Origin of the sequence: Massilia aerilata, assembly GCF_042656905.1 — a bacterium.
Lineage (GTDB): Bacteria > Pseudomonadota > Gammaproteobacteria > Burkholderiales > Burkholderiaceae_D > Telluria > Telluria aerilata.
Window position 1 is genome coordinate 288,790 of record NZ_JBHSMZ010000015.1, and the last position, 18,465, is coordinate 307,254.

Annotated in this window: 18 protein-coding genes; 9 read left to right on the forward strand and 9 right to left on the reverse strand. The window is 64.8% G+C overall.

Annotated elements, in window-relative coordinates; all coding sequences use genetic code 11:
* Positions 1–25: 25 nt before the first annotated feature.
* Entirely contained in the window at positions 26–1,057 is a 1,032-nt protein-coding gene (locus ACFPO9_RS18965; protein ID WP_379773434.1) for a porin, read from the forward strand.
* A 143-nt stretch (positions 1,058–1,200) separates the two neighbouring features.
* Here the strand turns inward: ACFPO9_RS18965 and ACFPO9_RS18970 are convergent, their stop codons facing one another.
* Both ACFPO9_RS18970 and ACFPO9_RS18975 read right to left on the reverse strand, forming a co-directional pair.
* The gene (locus ACFPO9_RS18970; protein WP_379773437.1) at positions 1,201–1,734 is read right to left on the reverse strand and encodes a hypothetical protein; all 534 of its coding nucleotides are present in this window, start codon (positions 1,732–1,734) and stop codon (positions 1,201–1,203) included.
* 1 nt (position 1,735) lies between these two features.
* Positions 1,736–2,677 (reverse strand): CysB family HTH-type transcriptional regulator, encoded by a 942-nt coding sequence (locus tag ACFPO9_RS18975; RefSeq protein ID WP_379773440.1) that lies wholly within the window; start codon positions 2,675–2,677, stop codon positions 1,736–1,738.
* Between the two features lie 151 nt (positions 2,678–2,828).
* Between ACFPO9_RS18975 and ACFPO9_RS18980 the strand changes: the two genes are divergently transcribed.
* The 6 genes from ACFPO9_RS18980 to cobA all read left to right on the forward strand — a co-directional run bounded on the left by ACFPO9_RS18980 (position 2,829) and on the right by cobA (position 8,991).
* On the forward strand, positions 2,829–4,520 hold the full coding sequence (locus tag ACFPO9_RS18980) for a nitrite/sulfite reductase (RefSeq protein WP_379773443.1): 1,692 nt from the start codon (positions 2,829–2,831) through the stop codon (positions 4,518–4,520).
* Positions 4,513–5,088 carry a DUF934 domain-containing protein gene (locus tag ACFPO9_RS18985; protein WP_379773446.1) on the forward strand — a complete coding sequence of 192 codons (576 nt, stop codon included), beginning with the start codon at positions 4,513–4,515 and terminating at the stop codon, positions 5,086–5,088. Before ACFPO9_RS18980 ends, ACFPO9_RS18985 begins: the two co-directional genes overlap by 8 nt.
* A gap of 15 nt (positions 5,089–5,103) precedes the next feature.
* Entirely contained in the window at positions 5,104–5,820 is a 717-nt protein-coding gene (locus ACFPO9_RS18990; protein WP_379773449.1) for a phosphoadenylyl-sulfate reductase, read from the forward strand.
* Positions 5,821–5,851: 31 nt separating this feature from the next.
* Positions 5,852–6,790, forward strand: a complete 939-nt coding sequence (cysD, locus tag ACFPO9_RS18995) for a sulfate adenylyltransferase subunit CysD (protein ID WP_379773452.1) — start codon at positions 5,852–5,854, stop codon at positions 6,788–6,790.
* The gene (locus ACFPO9_RS19000; protein WP_379773454.1) at positions 6,790–8,121 is read left to right on the forward strand and encodes a sulfate adenylyltransferase subunit 1; all 1,332 of its coding nucleotides are present in this window, start codon (positions 6,790–6,792) and stop codon (positions 8,119–8,121) included. Before cysD ends, ACFPO9_RS19000 begins: the two co-directional genes overlap by 1 nt.
* Positions 8,122–8,268: 147 nt before the next feature.
* Positions 8,269–8,991 (forward strand): uroporphyrinogen-III C-methyltransferase, encoded by a 723-nt coding sequence (cobA, locus tag ACFPO9_RS19005; protein ID WP_379773456.1) that lies wholly within the window; start codon positions 8,269–8,271, stop codon positions 8,989–8,991.
* 29 nt (positions 8,992–9,020) lie between these two features.
* Here cobA and ACFPO9_RS19010 read toward each other — a convergent pair whose 3' ends face one another.
* From ACFPO9_RS19010 to lptF, 4 genes are all read right to left on the reverse strand, one after another.
* On the reverse strand, positions 9,021–11,726 hold the full coding sequence (locus ACFPO9_RS19010) for a DUF4214 domain-containing protein (RefSeq protein ID WP_379773459.1): 2,706 nt from the start codon (positions 11,724–11,726) through the stop codon (positions 9,021–9,023).
* Between the two features lie 202 nt (positions 11,727–11,928).
* Positions 11,929–12,300 carry a sirohydrochlorin chelatase gene (locus tag ACFPO9_RS19015; protein ID WP_379773462.1) on the reverse strand — a complete coding sequence of 124 codons (372 nt, stop codon included), beginning with the start codon at positions 12,298–12,300 and terminating at the stop codon, positions 11,929–11,931.
* Positions 12,301–12,309: 9 nt separating this feature from the next.
* Positions 12,310–13,494, reverse strand: coding sequence for an LPS export ABC transporter permease LptG (lptG, locus tag ACFPO9_RS19020; protein ID WP_379773465.1), 1,185 nt, complete (start codon positions 13,492–13,494; stop codon positions 12,310–12,312).
* On the reverse strand, positions 13,491–14,639 hold the full coding sequence (lptF, locus tag ACFPO9_RS19025) for an LPS export ABC transporter permease LptF (RefSeq protein WP_379773468.1): 1,149 nt from the start codon (positions 14,637–14,639) through the stop codon (positions 13,491–13,493). Before lptF ends, lptG begins: the two co-directional genes overlap by 4 nt.
* Before the next feature lie 44 nt (positions 14,640–14,683).
* On the opposite strand from lptF, the gene ACFPO9_RS19030 reads away from it, so the two are divergent.
* Positions 14,684–16,180, forward strand: a complete 1,497-nt coding sequence (locus ACFPO9_RS19030) for a leucyl aminopeptidase (protein ID WP_379773471.1) — start codon at positions 14,684–14,686, stop codon at positions 16,178–16,180.
* 93 nt (positions 16,181–16,273) lie between these two features.
* Here ACFPO9_RS19030 and ACFPO9_RS19035 read toward each other — a convergent pair whose 3' ends face one another.
* From ACFPO9_RS19035 to ACFPO9_RS19045, 3 genes are read right to left on the reverse strand one after another with little or no spacing between them, the layout of a single operon-like run.
* Positions 16,274–16,726, reverse strand: coding sequence for a hypothetical protein (locus tag ACFPO9_RS19035; RefSeq protein ID WP_379773474.1), 453 nt, complete (start codon positions 16,724–16,726; stop codon positions 16,274–16,276).
* Between the two features lie 7 nt (positions 16,727–16,733).
* Complete coding sequence (locus tag ACFPO9_RS19040; protein WP_379773477.1) at positions 16,734–16,937, reverse strand: DUF1653 domain-containing protein; 204 nt, start codon at positions 16,935–16,937, stop codon at positions 16,734–16,736.
* Complete coding sequence (locus ACFPO9_RS19045; protein WP_379773480.1) at positions 16,937–17,338, reverse strand: hypothetical protein; 402 nt, start codon at positions 17,336–17,338, stop codon at positions 16,937–16,939. Before ACFPO9_RS19045 ends, ACFPO9_RS19040 begins: the two co-directional genes overlap by 1 nt.
* A 652-nt stretch (positions 17,339–17,990) precedes the next feature.
* Here ACFPO9_RS19045 and ACFPO9_RS19050 point away from each other — a divergent pair.
* On the forward strand, positions 17,991–18,356 hold the full coding sequence (locus tag ACFPO9_RS19050) for an acyltransferase family protein (RefSeq protein WP_379773483.1): 366 nt from the start codon (positions 17,991–17,993) through the stop codon (positions 18,354–18,356).
* The last annotated feature ends 109 nt before the right edge of the window (positions 18,357–18,465 follow it).

The window sequence follows — 18,465 nt, forward strand, 5'->3', positions numbered from 1 at the left end:
TCGTCATCTACTTGGAGAGTTCTGAATGCAAGCCAAACGCCTGGCCGCCGCGATCGCGGTTACCTTCGCCGCCGCCACCCCGCTGTTCGCCGCCGCCCAGACCAACGTGACCCTCTACGGTATCCTCGATGCCGCCATTTCGTCCCAGGACACCGGCGGTCCGGAAGGCCGCACCACCGTGGTCAACTCGGGCAACCAGTCGAGCAGCCGCTTCGGCTTCCGCGGCACCGAGGACTTGGGTAACGGCCTGAAAGCCATGTTCAACCTGGAAGCAGGCACCGCGATCGATACCGGCGCCGGCGACACCGCGCTGTTCGGCCGCCGCGCCGTGGTCGGCCTCGAAGGCGGCTTCGGCAGCCTGACCCTGGGCCGCGAATACTCGCCGATCGCCGCCATCGCCGGCGCCAGCGACGCCTTCGGCCAGGGCTTCTACGGCAGCAACCTGTCGGCCTTCACCACCAACCGCCTGACCCGCCGCCTGGCCAACTCGGTCAACTACAAATCGCCGTCCTGGAACGGCTTCAAGCTGCTGGCCGCCTACGCCGCCGGCGAAGTCACCGCCGCCAACACCCCGTCGGGCGACCTGAAAGGCGTCGGCGCCGAATACACGCTGGGCGGCCTCTACCTGGGCGCGGCCTACCACACCATCAACCGCGTGCCGGCCGACGAAGACAAGGAAACGGCATTCGGCGCCGGCTACAAATTCGACCAACTGGGCGGTTTCGAGATCAAGGGCAACTACCTGAGCGCCGACCGCGAGGGTTCGGCCAAGTACAAGCAGGCCAACCTGGGCGGTGCTATGCCCTTCGGTCCGCACCGCGTGTACGCCAACTACCAGCGCCAGGAACAGGGCAATGCCCGCGGCAACAGCTGGGCCCTGGCCTACACCTACTCGCTGTCGAAGCGCACCAACCTCTACGCCAGCTATGCTTCGCTGGACAACAACGGCAGCGGCGTGTTCGGCCTGAGCTCGTCCTCGGTCACCATCGCGCCGGCCGCGACCTTGCTGGGCAAGGATCCGGATGTGTTCTCGTTGGGCTTGCGGCACAGCTTCTGATCGCCTAGCCTGAAATGAACGCGGCGGCCGGGAGTGACCCCGCCGCCGCGTTTTTGTGCTGTTGTACGCGTGGGCTCGGGGAGCCCACCCTACAAAACTACGTAGGGTGGGCACCCCGTGCCCACGCGTCGATTACACCGACATCATTTGAACTTGCAGGTCGCCACCCAGAAATACTCCCAGCGCGCCACCCGGATTTCCTTCGCCGCATTCGCCAGACGCTTGCGCAGCGCGCTATCGGTCGGATAACTCATCGGGCGTTCCACCCGCTGGCCATCTTCCGTGGTCACGATTTCGTAGGTATTGCCCTGCAAATCGGTGCGCGCCACCGTATTGCTGGTGCCTTCCACATAGATCTCGTCGACCAGCACCAGCAGCGCATCCTTGCCGGACGCCTTTTTCAGCTTCGCCAGGAAAGCATCCTGCTCATCGCGCTTCAGGCGCGACCAGCAGAACTCGGCGACCACCGCGCCGCAGCCGGCGACGCCGTCCGGGATGGCCGGCAGCACGCCGTCATCGCCGGTCAGGGTCAGGGTCTCGAGGCCGTCGGTCAGTTGCGCGACCTGCTCGCGCACGTCTTTCAGGTCGGCGTCGCGGTCCGACAGGCCATCGTCCTCGTCGTCCTCGTAGTCTTCGCCGTCGTAGTCTTCGTAATCGTCGTGTTCGTTATGATTCATGTTACAGCTCGTAGTTGTCGCTGGTCCCGCGCATTGCCGACTCGACCATCTTGCGGTTGAGCACAGGCGCGAGCAGCTCGATGAAAGTATAAATATAGCTGCGCAAGTAAGCGCCCTGCTTGATGGCCACCCGCGAGACGTTCATGCCGAACAGCTGGCCGACGGGGATGGCGCGCAGGTTGCGGTCGCGTTCCGGATCGAAAGCCATGCCGGCGATGATGCCCACGCCCATGCCCAGCTCGACATAGGTCTTGATGACGTCGGCGTCGATCGCTTCCAGCAGCACATCCGGTTTGAGGTTGCGCAGTTGGAAGGCGTGGTCGATCTTGCTGCGGCCGGCGAAGGCGGCATCGTAGGTGATCAGCGGGTATCCTGCAATCTCTTCCAGCGAAATTGCTTTCGAGCGCGTCAGCGCGTGTTCGTGCGGCACCACCAGCACGTGTTCCCACTGGTAGCAGGGCAGCGTGATCAGGCCGTCGACGGCGGCGATCGATTCGGTGGCGATGGCCAGGTCGGCCTGGTCGTTCTTGACCATGTCGGCGATCTGGCGCGGATTGCCCTGCAGCAGGGACAGGCGGACCTTCGGGAATTTCACCATGAAGGCCTGCACCACCTTCGGCAGCATGTAGCGCGCCTGGGTGTGGGTGGTGGCGATGGTGAAGCTGCCGCTGTCCTGGGCCGCGTATTCCTTGCCGATCCGCTTGAGGCTGTCGATCTCCTGCATGATCAGCTCGACGGATTCGAGCACCAGGCGGCCCGGCTCGGTCAGGCCGCGGATGCGCTTGCCATGACGGGTGAAGATGTCGACCCCGAGCTCTTCCTCGAGCTCGATGATGGCCTTGGAGACGCCCGGCTGGGAAGTGAACAGCGCCTTGGCGGCGTCGGTCAGGTTGAAGTTCTGGCGGACCGCTTCCCGGACGAAGCGTAATTGGTGTAGGTTCATTGCCCTTTTTATCTTAGAAGAAGCCTTGGCGACATTTTACAAGGATGCTTATACCTCAGGCTCATATAAGCAAATAAATTCTCAGTAGTTTGGAATAAGACGCCATTTTATTAAGATTCCACATAGTCTACCGACCCTGCGGATCCCAAACATGTACCGTTACGACCAATACGACCACCTCATCGTCCGCGAGCGCATCGCCCAATACCGCGACCAGGTCCAGCGCCGCCTCAACGATGAGCTGACCGAAGAAGAATTCCTGCCGCTGCGCCTGCAGAACGGCCTGTACATGCAGCGCCATGCCTACATGCTGCGCATCGCCGTGCCTTATGGACTTCTGTCGACCAAACAGCTGCGCATGTTCGCCCACATCGCCCGTACCTACGACCGCGGCTACGGCCACTTCACGACCCGCCAGAACATCCAGTTCAACTGGATCGAGCTGGAGCAGACCCCGGACATCCTGAGCGACCTGGCCTCGGTGGAAATGCACGCGATCCAGACCTCGGGCAATTGCATCCGCAACACCACCACCGACCAGTTCGCCGGCGTGGCGGCGGACGAGATCATCGATCCACGCCCATTCTGCGAGATCATCCGCCAGTGGAGCACCTTCCACCCCGAATTCATCGCCCTGCCCCGCAAGTTCAAGATCGCCGTCAACGGCGCCGTCGCCGACCGCGCGGCCATCGCCGTGCACGATATCGGCCTGACCGCGGTGCGTAACGAAGCAGGCGAAGTCGGCTTCAAGTTCATGGTTGGCGGCGGCCTGGGCCGTACCCCCATCATCGGCAGCGTCATCAAGGAATTCGTGCCCTGGCAGCACCTGCTGACCTACACGCAGGCAGTCATGCGCGTGTACAACCAGTTCGGCCGCCGCGACAACAAGTACAAGGCCCGCATCAAGATCCTGGTGAAAGCCACCGGTCCGGAAGAATTCGCGCGCCTGGTCGAACAGGAATTCGCCGACCTCAAGGACGGCCCGGAAACCCTGACCCGCGAGGAAGTGGACCGCGTCGCCGCCTACTTCAACCCGCCGCCGTATGCCCAGCTGGACGCCATCGATCCGCGCGCCGGCCATGAGGACAACAAGGCTTTCGCCAACTGGCTGCAACGTAACGTCAAGCCGCACAAGATCCCGGGCTATGCCTCGGTCGTGCTGTCGCTGAAGAAGACCGGCGTGCCGCCGGGCGACGCCACCGCCGAGCAGATGGACTTCGTGGCGGACCTGGCCGACCGCTACAGCTTCGGCGAACTGCGCGTGACCCACGAGCAGAACCTGGTGCTGGCCGACGTCGAGCAGGGCAAGCTGTTCGAGGTCTGGCAGCTGGCGAAATCGAAAGGCCTGGCGACGCCGAACATCGGCCTGCTGACCGACATCATTTCCTGCCCGGGCGGCGACTACTGCTCGCTGGCGAATGCGAAATCGATCCCGATCGCCGCCGCCATCGCCCAGCGCTTCGACGACATCGACTACCAGCACGACATCGGCGACATCGAACTGAACATCTCGGGCTGCATCAACGCCTGCGGCCACCACCACGTCGGCCACATCGGCGTGCTGGGCGTCGACAAGGACGGCGCCGAGTGGTACCAGGTGTCGATCGGCGGCGCCCAGGGCAATGAAGCGGCGCTCGGCAAGATCATCGGCCCGTCGTTCTCGGCCCAGCAGATGCCGGAAGTGGTGCAGCGGCTGCTCGACGTCTACCTGCGCGAGCGCGTCGAGGGCGAGCGCTTCGTCGACGTCGCCCAGCGCCTCGGCGTCGCGCCATTCAAGGAACATGTATATGCCACGCCGATTCCGACCGGTGAACTGGCTGTCGGAGAGGATCAATATGCCTGATATTCAACACCACGCCCAGATCATCAAGGGCCGCGCCGTGGTCGCCGACGACTGGCGCGTGCTGCGCCTGCTCGATGCCGAGACGCCGGAAAGCGTCGAGGTCCCGACCGGCAAAGTCATCGTGCCGCTGACGGTCTGGCGGGCGCAGCGCGAAAGCCTGCTCGGCCGCGCCGGCGCGAACGGCGAGATCGGCGTCTGGTTCGCCTCGGACGAACTGGCCACGTCCGCAAAGGACGACCTCGACCGGTTCGCCCTGATCGCCATCGACTTCCCGAAGTTCAGCGACGGCCGCGGCTACTCGATCGCCTTCAACCTGCGCAAACGCCTCGGCTACACTGGCGAATTGCGCGCGATCGGCGACGTGCTGCGCGACCAGCTGTTCCAGATGCAGCGCTGCGGCTTCGATGCCTACGCGACGCGCCAGGATCGCAACATCCACGACGCGCTGAAGGGCCTGACCGTGTTCTCCGAAACCTACCAGGGATCGGTGGACCAGGCGCTGCCGCTGTTCCGCCGCCAGCAGCGCGACGTGCCGCTGGAGCACAGCGACGTCGGCGCGGGCATCTGAGGGCAAGGAAAGCACATGAGCGACCTGCACACACGCGTGGAAGAAACCGGCAACATACTGGCCCGCATCGCGCGCGATTTCTCGCCCGCCGTATTCGCCTCCAGCCTGGCGGCCGAGGACATGGTCCTGACCGACCTGATCCTGAAGGCCGGCCTGCCGATCGGCATCTTCTCGCTGGAGACCGGCCGCCTGCACAAGGAAACCCTGGAAGTGCTGGACAAGGTCAAGGCCCATTACGGCTATGAGATCGAACTCTACCGCCCGCAGCCCGAGGCGGTCGAGGCCTACGTGGCGCAAAACGGCCTGAACGCCTTCTACGACCGCGTCGAGATGCGCAAGGAATGCTGCCGCATCCGCAAGGTCGAGCCGCTCGGGCGCGCCCTGGCCGGCAAGCGGGCCTGGGTCACCGGCCAGCGCCGCGCCCAGTCGAGCACCCGCGCCGAGCTGGCCGTGCAGGAAGACGACACGGCCCACGGCATGGCCAAGTTCAACCCGCTGGCCGACTGGTCCGAGCAGGATGTGTGGCAATATATCCGTGATAACAATGTGCCCTTCAACAGCCTGCACGAGCGCGGCTACCCGTCGATCGGCTGCGAGCCCTGCACCCGCGCGATCCAGCCGGGCGAGGACGTCCGCGCCGGCCGCTGGTGGTGGGAGAATCCGGAGTCCAAGGAGTGCGGCCTGCACCTGGTCGACGGCAAGTTAATTCGAATCAAATCCGTGGCGGCCTGAGCGCTTCCACTGCAAAACAGGCACAGCCATCATGACGACTTTTACTGATACTCCTGGGACCCTTGGCGACGTGAATGCGCGCCACCTCGATGCCCTCGAATCGGAAGCGATCCACATCCTGCGCGAAGTGGCGGCCGAATGCAGCAACCCTGCCCTGCTGTTCTCGGGCGGCAAGGATTCCGTGGTGCTGCTGCGCCTGGCCGAAAAGGCCTTCCGCCCGGGACAATTCCCCTTCCCGCTGGTCCACATCGACACCGGCCACAACTTCGACGAAGTAATCGCCTTCCGCGATGCGCGCGTGGCGGAACTGGGCGAGCGCCTGATCGTCGGCTCGGTCGAGGACTCGATCAGGAAGGGCACGGTGCGCCTGCGCAACCCGGCGACGGACTCGCGCAACGCGGCCCAGGCCGTGACCCTGCTGGAAACCATTGCCGAGCACGGCTTCGACGCCTGCATCGGCGGCGCCCGCCGCGACGAGGAAAAGGCGCGCGCCAAGGAACGCATCTTCTCCTTCCGCGACGAATTCGGCCAGTGGGACCCGAAAGCGCAGCGCCCGGAACTGTGGGACCTGTATAACACCCGCGTCCACGCCGGCGAGAACATGCGCGTGTTCCCGATCTCGAACTGGACCGAACTCGACGTCTGGCAGTACATCGCCCGCGAAAAGCTGGCCCTCCCCCCGATCTATTATGCGCACCAGCGTCAGGTGATCCCGCGCAACGGCCTGCTGGTGCCGCTGACCCCGCTGACCCCGGCCCGCGAAGGCGAAACGGTCGAAACGCAAACGGTTCGCTTCCGTACCGTCGGCGACATCTCCTGCACCTGCCCGGTGGCCTCGACTGCCGCCAACCCGCTCGACATCATCGCCGAAACCGCCATCACCCAGATCACCGAGCGCGGCGCGACCCGCATGGACGACCAGACCTCGGAAGCGTCGATGGAAAAACGCAAGAAGCAAGGATATTTCTGATGAACGCCGTCACCTCGAACGAACTGAATCACGCCGCGGACCAGAGCGGACAAGCCTCGCTGCTGCGCTTCATCACCGCCGGCTCCGTCGACGACGGCAAGAGCACCCTGATCGGCCGCCTGCTGTTCGACAGCAAGGGCATCTTCGCGGACCAATTGGCCGCCGTCTCGCGCTCGAAGCACAAGCGCACCGTGGGCGACACGATCGACTTATCCTTGTTAACCGACGGCCTGGAAGCCGAGCGCGAACAGGGCATCACCATCGACGTCGCCTACCGCTACTTCGCGACGCCCAAGCGCAAGTTCATCATCGCCGACACCCCCGGCCACGAGCAGTACACCCGCAACATGGTGACCGGCGCCTCGACCGCGGACGCCGTCATCATCCTGGTCGACGTCTCCAAGGTCAAACTCGGCGACGACGGCTCGGTAGAGCTGCTGACCCAGACCAAGCGCCATTCGACCATCGCCAGGCTGCTGCAGATCGAGCACGTGATCGTGGCCGTCAACAAGATGGACCTGGTGAACTACGACCAGCGCGTCTACGATCGTATCGTCGGCGCGTACACGGAGTTTGCGCGCAGCCTGGGCCTGAAGGACATCACCGCGATCCCGCTGTCGGCGCTGGCCGGCGACAACGTGGTCGAGCGTGGCGACAAGATGGCGTGGTACCAAGGCCCGACCCTGATCGAGCTGCTGGAATCGGTCAGCGTCTACGACGAAGCCCACGACGCGCCGTTCCGCTTCCCGGTGCAGCTGGTGGCGCGCCACAACGGCCACGAAGCGAACGACTTCCGCGGCTACATGGGCCGCATCGAATCGGGCAAGGTCTCAAGGGGCGACAAGCTGGTGGTGCAGCCCTCCGGCGTCGAAGCCACGGTCAAGGAAATCCAGACCTTCGACGGCAGCCTGCAGACCGCCGTGGCCGGCCAGTCGATCACGCTGCTGCTGAACGAATACGTGGACGTCTCGCGCGGCGACGTGCTGGCCGGGGCGGCGCAGCCGGCCACCCTGCTCAAGCAGGTGAAAGCCGACGTCTGCTGGATGGCCGACGAGCCGCTGGACCTGCGCCGCAAGTACTGGATCAAGCACGGCACCCGCCAGACCATGGCCAAGGTGAAGGCGATCGAGAACATCCTGGACGTGAATACCCAGCAGCGCCATGCCGCCGAGGGCCTGAAGCTGAACGACATCGCGCGCATCGAACTGACGGTGCAGCAGCCGCTGGCGGCGGATGCGTATGAGGATATTCGGGCGACCGGGGCGTTCATCCTGATCGATGAAGTGACGCACCAGACGGTGGCTGCGGGTATGATTCGACTGGACGCGTAACCCGTCGGCCCGTGAAGCATGAACGTCGTTCCCGTGAAGCATGAACGTCGTTCCCGCGAAGGCGGGAACCCAAGTTCTGCATGAGATAACGAGACGCGTCCAACCTGGGTTCCCGCCTCCGCGGGAACGACGATATCGAAGGAAGCTATGCCAGCGCTGGGCAAGGTATATCTAATAGGAGCCGGTCCCGGCGCAGCCGACCTCATCACCGTACGCGGCGCGCGCCTGCTGGCGCAGGCCGAGGTCGTGCTCTACGACGCCCTGGTCACCCCCGACATGCTGGAACTGTGCGCCCGGGCCGAGAAGATCTCGGTCGGCAAGCGCTCCGGCCAGCGCTCCACCGCCCAGGTCCACATCAATGAACAGCTGGTCGAGTGCGCGCGGCGCTACAAGATGGTGGTGCGCCTGAAAGGCGGCGACCCGATGCTGTTCGGCCGCGCGGACGAGGAACTGCGCGCGCTCGAGGAAGCCGGCATCGACGTCGAAGTCGTCCCCGGCATCACCACCGCGGTGGCCGCGGCAGCAGCGACCAGGCAGCCGCTCACCAAGCGCGGCGTGGCGCGCAGCGTCGCCTTTTTCACTTCCAGCACCGCGCCGGACGAGCCCGAACATGCCGCGCTTCCCGCGACCGACACCATGGTGCAGTACATGGGCGGACGCGAAGCCGCCGCCACCGCCGAGCGCCTGCTGGCGCTGGGCCGCCGTCCCGAACTGCCGGTGGTGGTCATCGAAAACTGCAGCCGTCCCGACCAGCGCATCCTGCGCCTGACCCTCGCGGACCTGGCGCACGGCCTCGAGACCGCCCACGGTCCGGTACTGGTGATGATCGGCGAAGCCTTGCAACGCCGCGTGCACCAGCGCCCCGATTAAGGTACGGGGTGTCCACCCCACGATAAGTTTTAGCCCAGCCAGGGCGCATAGCCGATCCCGTGCTCGATCGCGCCGATCACCTGCGCCTGGTTTTCCACGCTTTCGCTGAAGTCGACCAGCACTTCGGCGCGCAGCGCGATCTGCATGGCGTGCATCCAGAATTCGTAGCCCGAGGCGTCCGGCGTGCGGTGCAGCACATTCTGGTAGAGCGCCGTCAGGTACTGGGCGTCGCTCGTATTCGCGCCGTATAGGCTGGCGAATTCCGCGCTGTCGACGAAGCTGTGCGCCACGTTTTGCAGGCTGTTGCCCTTGTCCAGCGCCTCGATCCAGTAGCCCAGGCCGGCCTTGTCCGGGGTGCGGTTGAAGGCGGCCTGGTACAGGCGGTAGGCTTCGCCGGCATTGCCGTCGATGTCCAGCGCCACGTTCTGGTCGCTGAACTGCAGGCGCTCGACATTGGCCAGCGTGGTCGTACTGCCGTTGCTGTAGTCGTAGACCGAGACCTTGGTGCCATCGTTGGACAGCGAATACAGGCTGCGCTGGCTGCCGAAGAGCACCGTGTCGATTCCCTCCTTCCCATCCAGCAGGCCGCCGGCGCCGCTTGCCGCCATCACGTTGTTGCCGGCCGTCCCGACCACGCTGGACTGGGCCGGCACGCTGGGCGAGGTCGCCACGGGCGTACTCGGCGCCGTCACGACCGGGGCCGTCACAACTGGGGGCGTCACCACCGGCGGGATCACCACCGGCGTGGTCACGACAGGCGCAGGATTGCCGGCGCTGCTGCCCGCGGCCGACACCTCGGTGCCGCCCTGTACCGGGCCGGCATCCGCGCCCGCAACCGGAGCGCCGGCCGCCGGAGCGCCGGCCGCCGGAGCGCCGGCCGCCGGAACGCCGGCCGCGCTGTACACGCGCGCTTCGACCGACACATTGCCGCCCTGGCTGTCGACCCAGGCCGCGGCAAAGCCGCCGTTGGCCAGGGCCACCAGGTCGGGCCCGGTCTGGTCGCCGGCGCGCATCTGGTTGATCGCGAATTCCTGCTGATCGATGGCGCTGCCATCAAAGCCGAAGCGGCGGCCGAAGATGCCGGCGCCGTCGTAGTCGCCGCTCTCCGCCTGCCAGGCGACCACGAAGCTGCCGTCGGACAGCGCCGTCACCGCCGCGTCATAATGCCCGCTGCCGCCTGCCAGGTTGGCCTGCACCGGGGCGCCCAGCGCGTGGCCGGCGCTGTCGTAGACCTGGAAGAAGACGTCGCTGCCGGCGAAGCCGAAGGGCGCGTTGACGTAGCTGTCCCAGGCGACGACGACGTTGCCGTTGGCGAGCGTGGTGGCGTGCGGCAGCGGCGCGGCGGTCGCCAGGCTGGCGGCATAGCCGTCGCCGTTGACGACGAAGGCCTGGCCCGACGCGCTGGTGGCCGCGTAGACGTTGCCGTCGTTGATCTCGCCCCAGGACACGATGTAGCCGCCTGCTTTCAGGGCGGCGATGCTCGGGCTGAAGGCCGAGGACAGCACGCCGTAGACCTGCTGGCCGCCCGTCAGGCTGCCGTCCGCCGCCGCCTGCTGCACGTGGACCGTGCCGCCGCTGCGCCAGCCGAGCGCGAAGGAGCCGTCGGCCAGGGTGGCGACGGTGGGCATGGCGGCGTCGCCGCTGGCGCCGTTGTCGAGCACGTGCTCGGCGCCGGCGCTGCCGTTGGCCTCGACCACGCGGTAGGCGATGCGGTTTGCGCCGCCCTCGTTGACGGAATAGGCGACCACGAAGCGGCCGCCAGACAGCGCCGCCACCGCCGGCTCGCCTTCGATGCCGGCGTCGCCGTTCGGGGTCAGCGCGAAGGCCGTACCGCTGGCCGCGCCGCTTGCGTCGCGCAGCTGGGCCCACAGGCCGGCGCCTGCGCCGCCCGCCACCGTATCGCTGCCCTGCCAGACGGCGACGAAGCCGCCGGTCGAGAGCCTGGCCAGCGCCGGATTGGCGGTCCAGGCATTGGCGGCCGCGCCCAGCTTGATGTCGTCGCCGAAGCCCGTCAGCTCGTGGGTGGCGCCGTCCTGCACCGTGTAGCCCAGGGTGCGGGTGACGCCCTGGCCGGCGATCGGGTTGCCGTTGGTGTCGAGCTGGGCGCGGTCGTAGTAATGGACCGTCACTGCTGCCGACAGGCCGGTCAGCGGCAGCTTGCCGGCGTCGGCGATGACCAGGCGCGCCGCGTTGTCGGTGGCCGGATTGTAGGCAATCGAGAACAGGCCGGGCTGCGACTGGCTGTCGATCACCCAGCGCCCGCCGGTCAGGGAGCCGGTATCGACCGGGGACAGCAGGTCGACCACGGCGCCTGCCTGGAGGGTCGAGAACATGGTGCTGTTCTCGCCGATCAGGCTGGCCGGCGGGTTATCCGGGATGACCGTGTTGTCGGCACTGACCACGCTGCCGTCCGCCAGCTTGTAGTGGGCGCTGAAGGTGTTCGGCGTCGCCGTGTCGGCGCTGTGGTCGAGGAAGCGCCACAGCGTGCCCGCTGCCGGGACGTAGGCGCCCTGGCCGTCGACCGCCACCGCATAGGCGTTCCAGGTCTTGCCGTTGTCGAAGCTGTACTGCAGCTCGCCGCGTGTCAGCTGCTGCCCGAGGATGCTCGTAACGTCGAAGGACACCGCGCTCACCGCGCTCGACGCGGCGCCGGACGGCATGGTGGCGCCGGCATAGGTCCAGGTGGCGATGCCCCAGCTGGGGCGGACGTAAATCGTGGTCGAGGGAGTGGTCATGGTCGTCATCGAGAGCTACCGCGCGGCGGCGCGCGCGGCTCATGGATGACCATGATTCCCTACGGCAACTTGAAATGCAATGAGGAAATTACTTCCCGCACAGAAATATCGCCTGGAAGCAACAAAAGATTAGCCTGGAAACAATGGAGTTTGCAGAAAGAATTGCATCTGAAACAACGGAGTTAACGAACACGATAAGCTGTTAATGCGGCAACGAAGAGACGCAGTAGGCCGCCATCGCCGCCAGCACGGCCGGGTCTTCGCCGACCGCGGGCACGGTCGAAAACGCGATGCCGGGATGCGCCGCATGCAGTTCGTCGAGCAGGCGCGGCAGGTCGCGCAGCAGGTGCCCGCCCTGCCCCAGGAAGATGGGAACGATGACGATTTCGCGTACGCCCTGCGCAACCAGGGCCGCCGCTTCGTCCGGCAGGCTGGGCGTCATCAGCTCGAGGAAGGCCAGCGAGACGGCCAGGTCCGGCCTTTGTTGGGCGGTCAGGTCGCGCAGGCGCTGGAAGGGCGCCGCCCAGGATGCGGCGCGGGCGCCATGTGCGAACAGGATCAGGGCGCGTTCCATGGTGGATTCCTAATGCCGCTCGACCCAGCGCAAGGCCCCGAGCCCGAGCAGCAGATACAGCAGGCTTGGCGCCGCCGCCGTCATGAAGGCCGGCCAGGTCGACAGCATGCCGATGTGCGAGAACAGATTGTCGACCAACATGAAGCTCACGCCGAGCATGATGCCGATGAAGATCTTGAAGCTGACGCCGCCGCTGCGCACCTGCAGGTAGCCGAAGGGCAGCGCCAGCGCCATCATCACGAAAATCGACAGCGGGGCGATCAGCTTGCGCCAGAAGGCGATCTTGAAGCGTTCCGTCTCCTGGCGGTTCTCGGCAAGGTGGCGCGTGTAGACCGCCAGTTCGTTGGCCGACATGCGTTCCGGGTCCGAGCGCGACACCGACAGGATCTTCGGCGTGATCTCCGATTCCAGGTCGAGCGAGGCCAGCTTGCGCGTGCCGACGGCGGCGGTATCCTGGCCGAAGCGGTTCTGGATGGTCTGGCCGTTCGGCAGCGGCGTGCCCGGCGCCGGCAGGGTGCGGCTGTTGGTGAACTGGGTCTCGGTCACGTCCTGCAGGCGCCAGGTGTGGTTGCCGCTGAAGACGGCGCTGGCGGCCGTGATCAGGCTGCGCATGCGCATGCTGTTGTCGAACTCGTACAGACGGACGTCGAGCAGCTTGCCGTCGGCGCTGATCTGGCGCGCATTGAAGAAGCGCGAACCCGTAACGGGACCTTTCTGGCCGCCCTCGTGGATGGTGTCCTTGGTCCACATCCCGGAGCGGAATTCGGCCGACAGGGTCGCGCCCTTGGCCGACAGGCGCAGGCGCTCGGCCAGCGGCGCGGTGCGCGGCGTGATCAATTCGCCGAAGATGAAGGTGAGGACCACGAACACGATGCCGATCTTGAAAAGGATCCCACCCGCCATCCGGGTCGACATCGAGGATGCGCGCATGATCGTGAACTCGGAGGTCTGGGCGAACTGCGCCATCGTGTAGATGGTGCCGAGCAGCGCCGCGATCGGCATCACGCGGTACATGTTACCAGGCACCAGCATCAGCACGTAGAGCAGCGCGTGCTGGATCATGTAGCCGCCCTTGCCCACCGCCGGCAGCTCGCCGGTCAGGTCCATGAAGGCGGCCAGCGCCAGGAAGGCCACCAGCACGAAGGCCACGGCCTGGGCGATGTTGACGAAGAAGTAGCGTTCGAGGATCTTCATTTCGCGCCCTCCTTCACGGCGGCGCTCTGCAACAGGCGGCGGCGCTTCCAGGCATTCGCCAGCAACAGCGGATGCCAGCGGTGGTGGATGTTCAGGCGCCAGGCGAACAGGGCCAGCGCGGCCAGCAGCACCAATGCGTGCAGCGGCCACCAGGCCATGCCGAAGCCGACCTTGGCCTGCTTGACGGCCTGCTCGGCGGCCTTCGTCAGGTTCAGGTAGGTGAAGAAGATCAGCAGCGCCAGGATCAGGTTGGCGGAGGCGCCGGCGCGCGGGTTGACGAAGCCGAGCGGGATCGCCAGCAGCATCAGCACCACGCACATGATCGGCCAGGTGAGGCGGTACTGGAGCTCGGCGTCGGCATACGGGTTGCGCGGCATCGCGATCAGCGCCGCCGTCGACATGCCCTGCACCTTCAGGTCGCCCATCACCGGTGCCTGGGTCGCGACGCGCATGCGGTAGCGCTCGAACTCCATGGCCTGGAAGTCGGGCTTGCCCGGCGTGCCCTGGTAGCGGCGGCCGTTTTTCAGCACCAGGTACTGGCCGCCCTTGCCGTCAGGTTCGATCTGCCCTTCCTTGGCGACGACGGTGGTGGTGACGCCCTGGTCGACGGTGTTGACGAACACGTTCTGCACCACCGTCGACGAGCGCGCGGCCGAACTCTCGACGAAGAACACGCGGTCGGCGGCGGCCGATTCGCGAAACTGGCCGGGCGCCACGCGCTGCAGGTCTTCGCGCTTTTCGAAGCGCTCGGTGAACTCGTTGCTCTTGAGCTGGGCCCAGGGGATGGCCACCAGCGAGATGACAGCCACCAGGATCGCCAGGGGCAGGCTGAACACGAGCACCGGCGAGATCCAGCGCGTCAGCGACTGGCCGGAGGCAAACCAGACGACCATCTCGGAATCGCGGTAGCTGCGCGTGATCACGACCAGCACCGAAATAAAGCTGGTGAGGATCAGGATAGTTGGCAGATAATTCAGCACCGCAAAAGCGATGAGCGCAAGCACGTCGCCCGACGCCACCTTCCCGCCCGCGGCCTTGCCGAGAATGGAGATCAGGGTCCAGGTGACGAGAATGGAAAACAGGACGGTGAAGCTTGCGCCGGCCACGCTGGCCATTTCACGCTGTAGGGCGCGTCGGAAAATCATTCGATCGTTATAATTGCAGGTTAGGCACTAACAGGGAGAACCCAATGGACTTTAGCATAAAAGCATTCGACACAAAAAACACGCTGACGGCAGCCAAATCGGGCTGCATCGCAGTCGCTGTGTTCGAGAACAAGAAACTGTCGGAGGCCGCCAAAGCCCTCGACCTGAACGGCGAGATTGCTGCCGCCGTCAAGTCGGGTGACATCTCCGGCAAGGCCGGCACCACCCTGCTGCTGCGCGGCGTGGCCGGCGTCTCCGCCGCCCGCGTGCTGCTGGTGGGCATGGGCGCCGACGAAGCCGTGAGCGAGAAGAGTTTCGCCAGCGCCGTCACCAGCGCCCTGAAAACCTTCGCCACCCTCGGTGCGCAGGATGCCATTATCGCATTCCCGGTCGAGAATGTGAAAGAGCGCGACCTGGCCTGGTCCGTGCGCAGCATCGTGGTCGCCGCTGCCGACGCCGAATTCCGCACCGACGGCCAGAAGAGCAAGAAGGATCCGGCGCCGACCGGCGTGCGCAAGCTGGCCATCGCAGTCCCGCAGGCGACCCCGCAAGTGAAGGCCGTGCTGGCCCAGGCCCAGGCGATCGCCAACGGCATGGGCCTGACCAAGGAACTGGGCAACCTGTCGCCGAACGTCTGCACCCCGACCTACCTGGCGAATACCGCCAAGAAGCTGGGCGCCGACTACGGCTTCGACATCGAAGTCCTGGACCGCAAGCAGCTCGAAGCCCTGAAGATGGGCAGCTTCCTGTCGGTCACCCGCGGCAGCGAAGAGCCGCCCAAGTTCATCGTCCTGAAGCACAACGGCGGCAAGAAGAACGAAGCCCCGGTGGTCCTGATCGGCAAGGGCATCACCTTCGACAGCGGCGGCATTTCGCTGAAGCCGGGTCCCGGCATGGACGAGATGAAATACGACATGGGCGGCGCCGGCTCGGTGCTGGGCACCTTCCGCGCGATCGGCGAAATGAACCTCAAGCTGAACGTGGTCGGCATCGTCGCCGCCTGCGAGAACATGCCGTCCGGCCGCGCCACCAAGCCGGGCGACATCGTCACCGCGATGAACGGTCTCACCATCGAGATCCTGAATACCGATGCCGAAGGCCGCCTGGTGCTGGCCGACGCCCTGACCTACGCCGAGCGCTTCAAGCCGGCCGCCGTGGTCAATGTCGCGACCCTGACCGGCGCCTGCATCGTCGCCCTGGGCCACCACAATTCGGGCCTGTTCACCCGCCACGACGACATCCACAACGCCCTGGCCGACGAGCTGATGGACGCCGGCAAGCAGGCCGGCGACACCGCCTGGCGCCTGCCGATCGGCGAACAGTACAACGAGCAGCTGAAGTCGAACTTCGCCGACCTGGCCAACATCGGCACCCCGGGCGGCGCTTCGTGCACCGCGGCGGCCTTCCTGGAAAACTTCACCCGCAACTACACCTGGGCCCACCTGGACATCGCCGGCACGGCCTGGAAATCGGGCGCATCGAAAGGCGCGACCGGGCGTCCGGTGCCGCTGCTGACGACCTTCCTGTTGAACCGCGTGTAAAGCGGGCGTGTAAGCGGCAACGCAGACACAAATAAAAACGGACGCTTTACGGAGCGTCCGTTTTTTTGTCGCAACGCGATTTGTGACTGGGAATCAAAAGACCGGCGAGCCGGGATCCGCCGCATTGTTTTCGCCTTCGCCGGGCTTGGCCGGGTGCATGAACACCGTGATGACCGGCTGGTAGGCGTAGTTGCCGTTGACGTAATCCTGAAGACCGGCGGTATAGAGGATGTTGCCGACCAGGCGGTTGGCCTGGTAATTCGCCCCCCACCACTCCTCGGCGCTGCCGAGCTTGTCGCGCTTGCAGTAGACAGCCAGTGGCTTGCTGCTGCGAGTGATCGTCACGCGTCCAGGCGCGACCACGAACCAACGCCCGATGTCGTTGGCCAGCAGGCAGCCGACGCCGGCAACTTCGCGGTGCTCGAGGATGGCATGCACTTCCACCTGCTGGGTGGGCGCATCGAGTACATCGGCGCCGCTGCCGAAGACGCAGCCGGACAGGCCGATCGCCGCCGGGGCGACGGCGCGGAGAAAAAATCTGTTCATACGCTGTTTACGGCAGCGCCGGCGCGGACATGAGCGCGAAGCGCGGCAGGCGCGCCCCGTCCAGCTCGACCGTTTCGAAAAACACGTCCTTCGGCCGGACCCACACGCGCCCGTCCTCGCCCCGGTAAACCATCACCGGGGTATGGTCCGCCTCGAGCACGGCCTCGCAAACCAGCTCGTACACCCCGCCCTTGTAATGGCGGTAGCGCATCAGGTCTGTTCTTCGACCTGGCGGCTCTGGCTCTGGCTCTGGCTCTGGCTGTGGCTTTGGGACTGGCTTTTCTTCTTCAGGCTCTGGATGACCCGGACGATGCCCTCGATGCCGGCGTTCTCGTCGAGCTCGCTGAAGGCATCCAGCACTTCGTTCAGCACGCGGTTGCGCACCGAGGCTTCGTCGGCCAGCATGACCGGGACCTTGGGTTCAGCAGGTGCGAACTTCTGTGCCTGCTCGGCCTGCTGCGCGTCGACGGCCTTGGCGCCGTGCGCGAGCGCAGCCTGCCAGATCAGCCAGCGGCGCTGGGTTTCGTACACCAGGTACTCTTCCGGCTTGTCCTCACGGCGCCGGACAATGTGGCCATCGCGTTGGGCCCATGCTTCGAATGCTTGACGCATTGCTGTCCTTTATAAAAGCTGTGTGCAAATCCTGCTTGCGGGATCCGCGATCGTTACACACCTGCCAGCGGCCGGTAAATGTGCCGGCTTCGGCAACCCTATCAAAGCAATGAATTGCCAAGAAATACTTGACTTCAAAGAAATATGCAAATACTACAAGCTATATTGGCGTACTGCAACTTTTTCTTCCAAAAGGGAAAAGATACGTAATCGCCCCTTCTCTTGCCGCGATTGTTACATCTTGTCACAGTTCGGTAGAGTTCGCCAGAGCTGAGGAAATATATTTTTCTTATCAAGCAATAATTCTACGACATCAACGTTGCTTTCTCTACAAATTGTTGCAACCGTGCATAGTTTCTAATAGCAATATTTCATAAAAACAACAGCCCCGCTATCTGGTCTGGGAAACACTATGCTCTATGCGGCAACAGCATTTAAGCAAAATACATTCCTTCTTTCTATTTCTATTAAAAATCAATTACTTACTGACTAATGCGAGAATCCATCGCCGGGATTGTAAGCAATTCCGACAGAAGGTATGCCCCGGCCGCGATGCACTGTGGGAGGAATGGTACACAACAGTCTTTACGGATAGGTAGCCCAACAGCTTGCCAGTCAGTACACTGCTATCTTTACGATAAGCCGCTCAGCAATGAAAACCCATATTCCTTATCTCGATGGCTGGCGCGGGCTTGCCATCGTGTTTCTCCTGATCGGGCACTTCCTGCCAGTTCCTGGCCTGAACTTCGGCGCCATCGGCGTCAGCCTGTTCTTCGTACTGTCCGGCTTCCTGATGTCGAAGATCCTGTTCATCGAGAAGGCGCCCCTGCCAATCTTCTACAGGCGCCGCATTTCCCGCATCCTGCCCTCGGTCGTGGTCCTGCTGGCCGTGGTCTCTCTGACCTATCTGGTCACCGGGCGCAAGATCAGCGCCTACGAGCTCTTGTCCGCGGCAACCTTCACGAACAACTATTTTGTCGGCGCCGAGACCTGGACCATGCCGCTCGGGCATATCTGATCGCTCAGCGTCGAAGAGCATGCCTACATCCTGCTGTCGCTGCTGGCCCTGTCCTGCCGGGCCAGGAAGACCTCCGGCCTGGCCGAGCTCGGGATCACCGCCGGCGCCG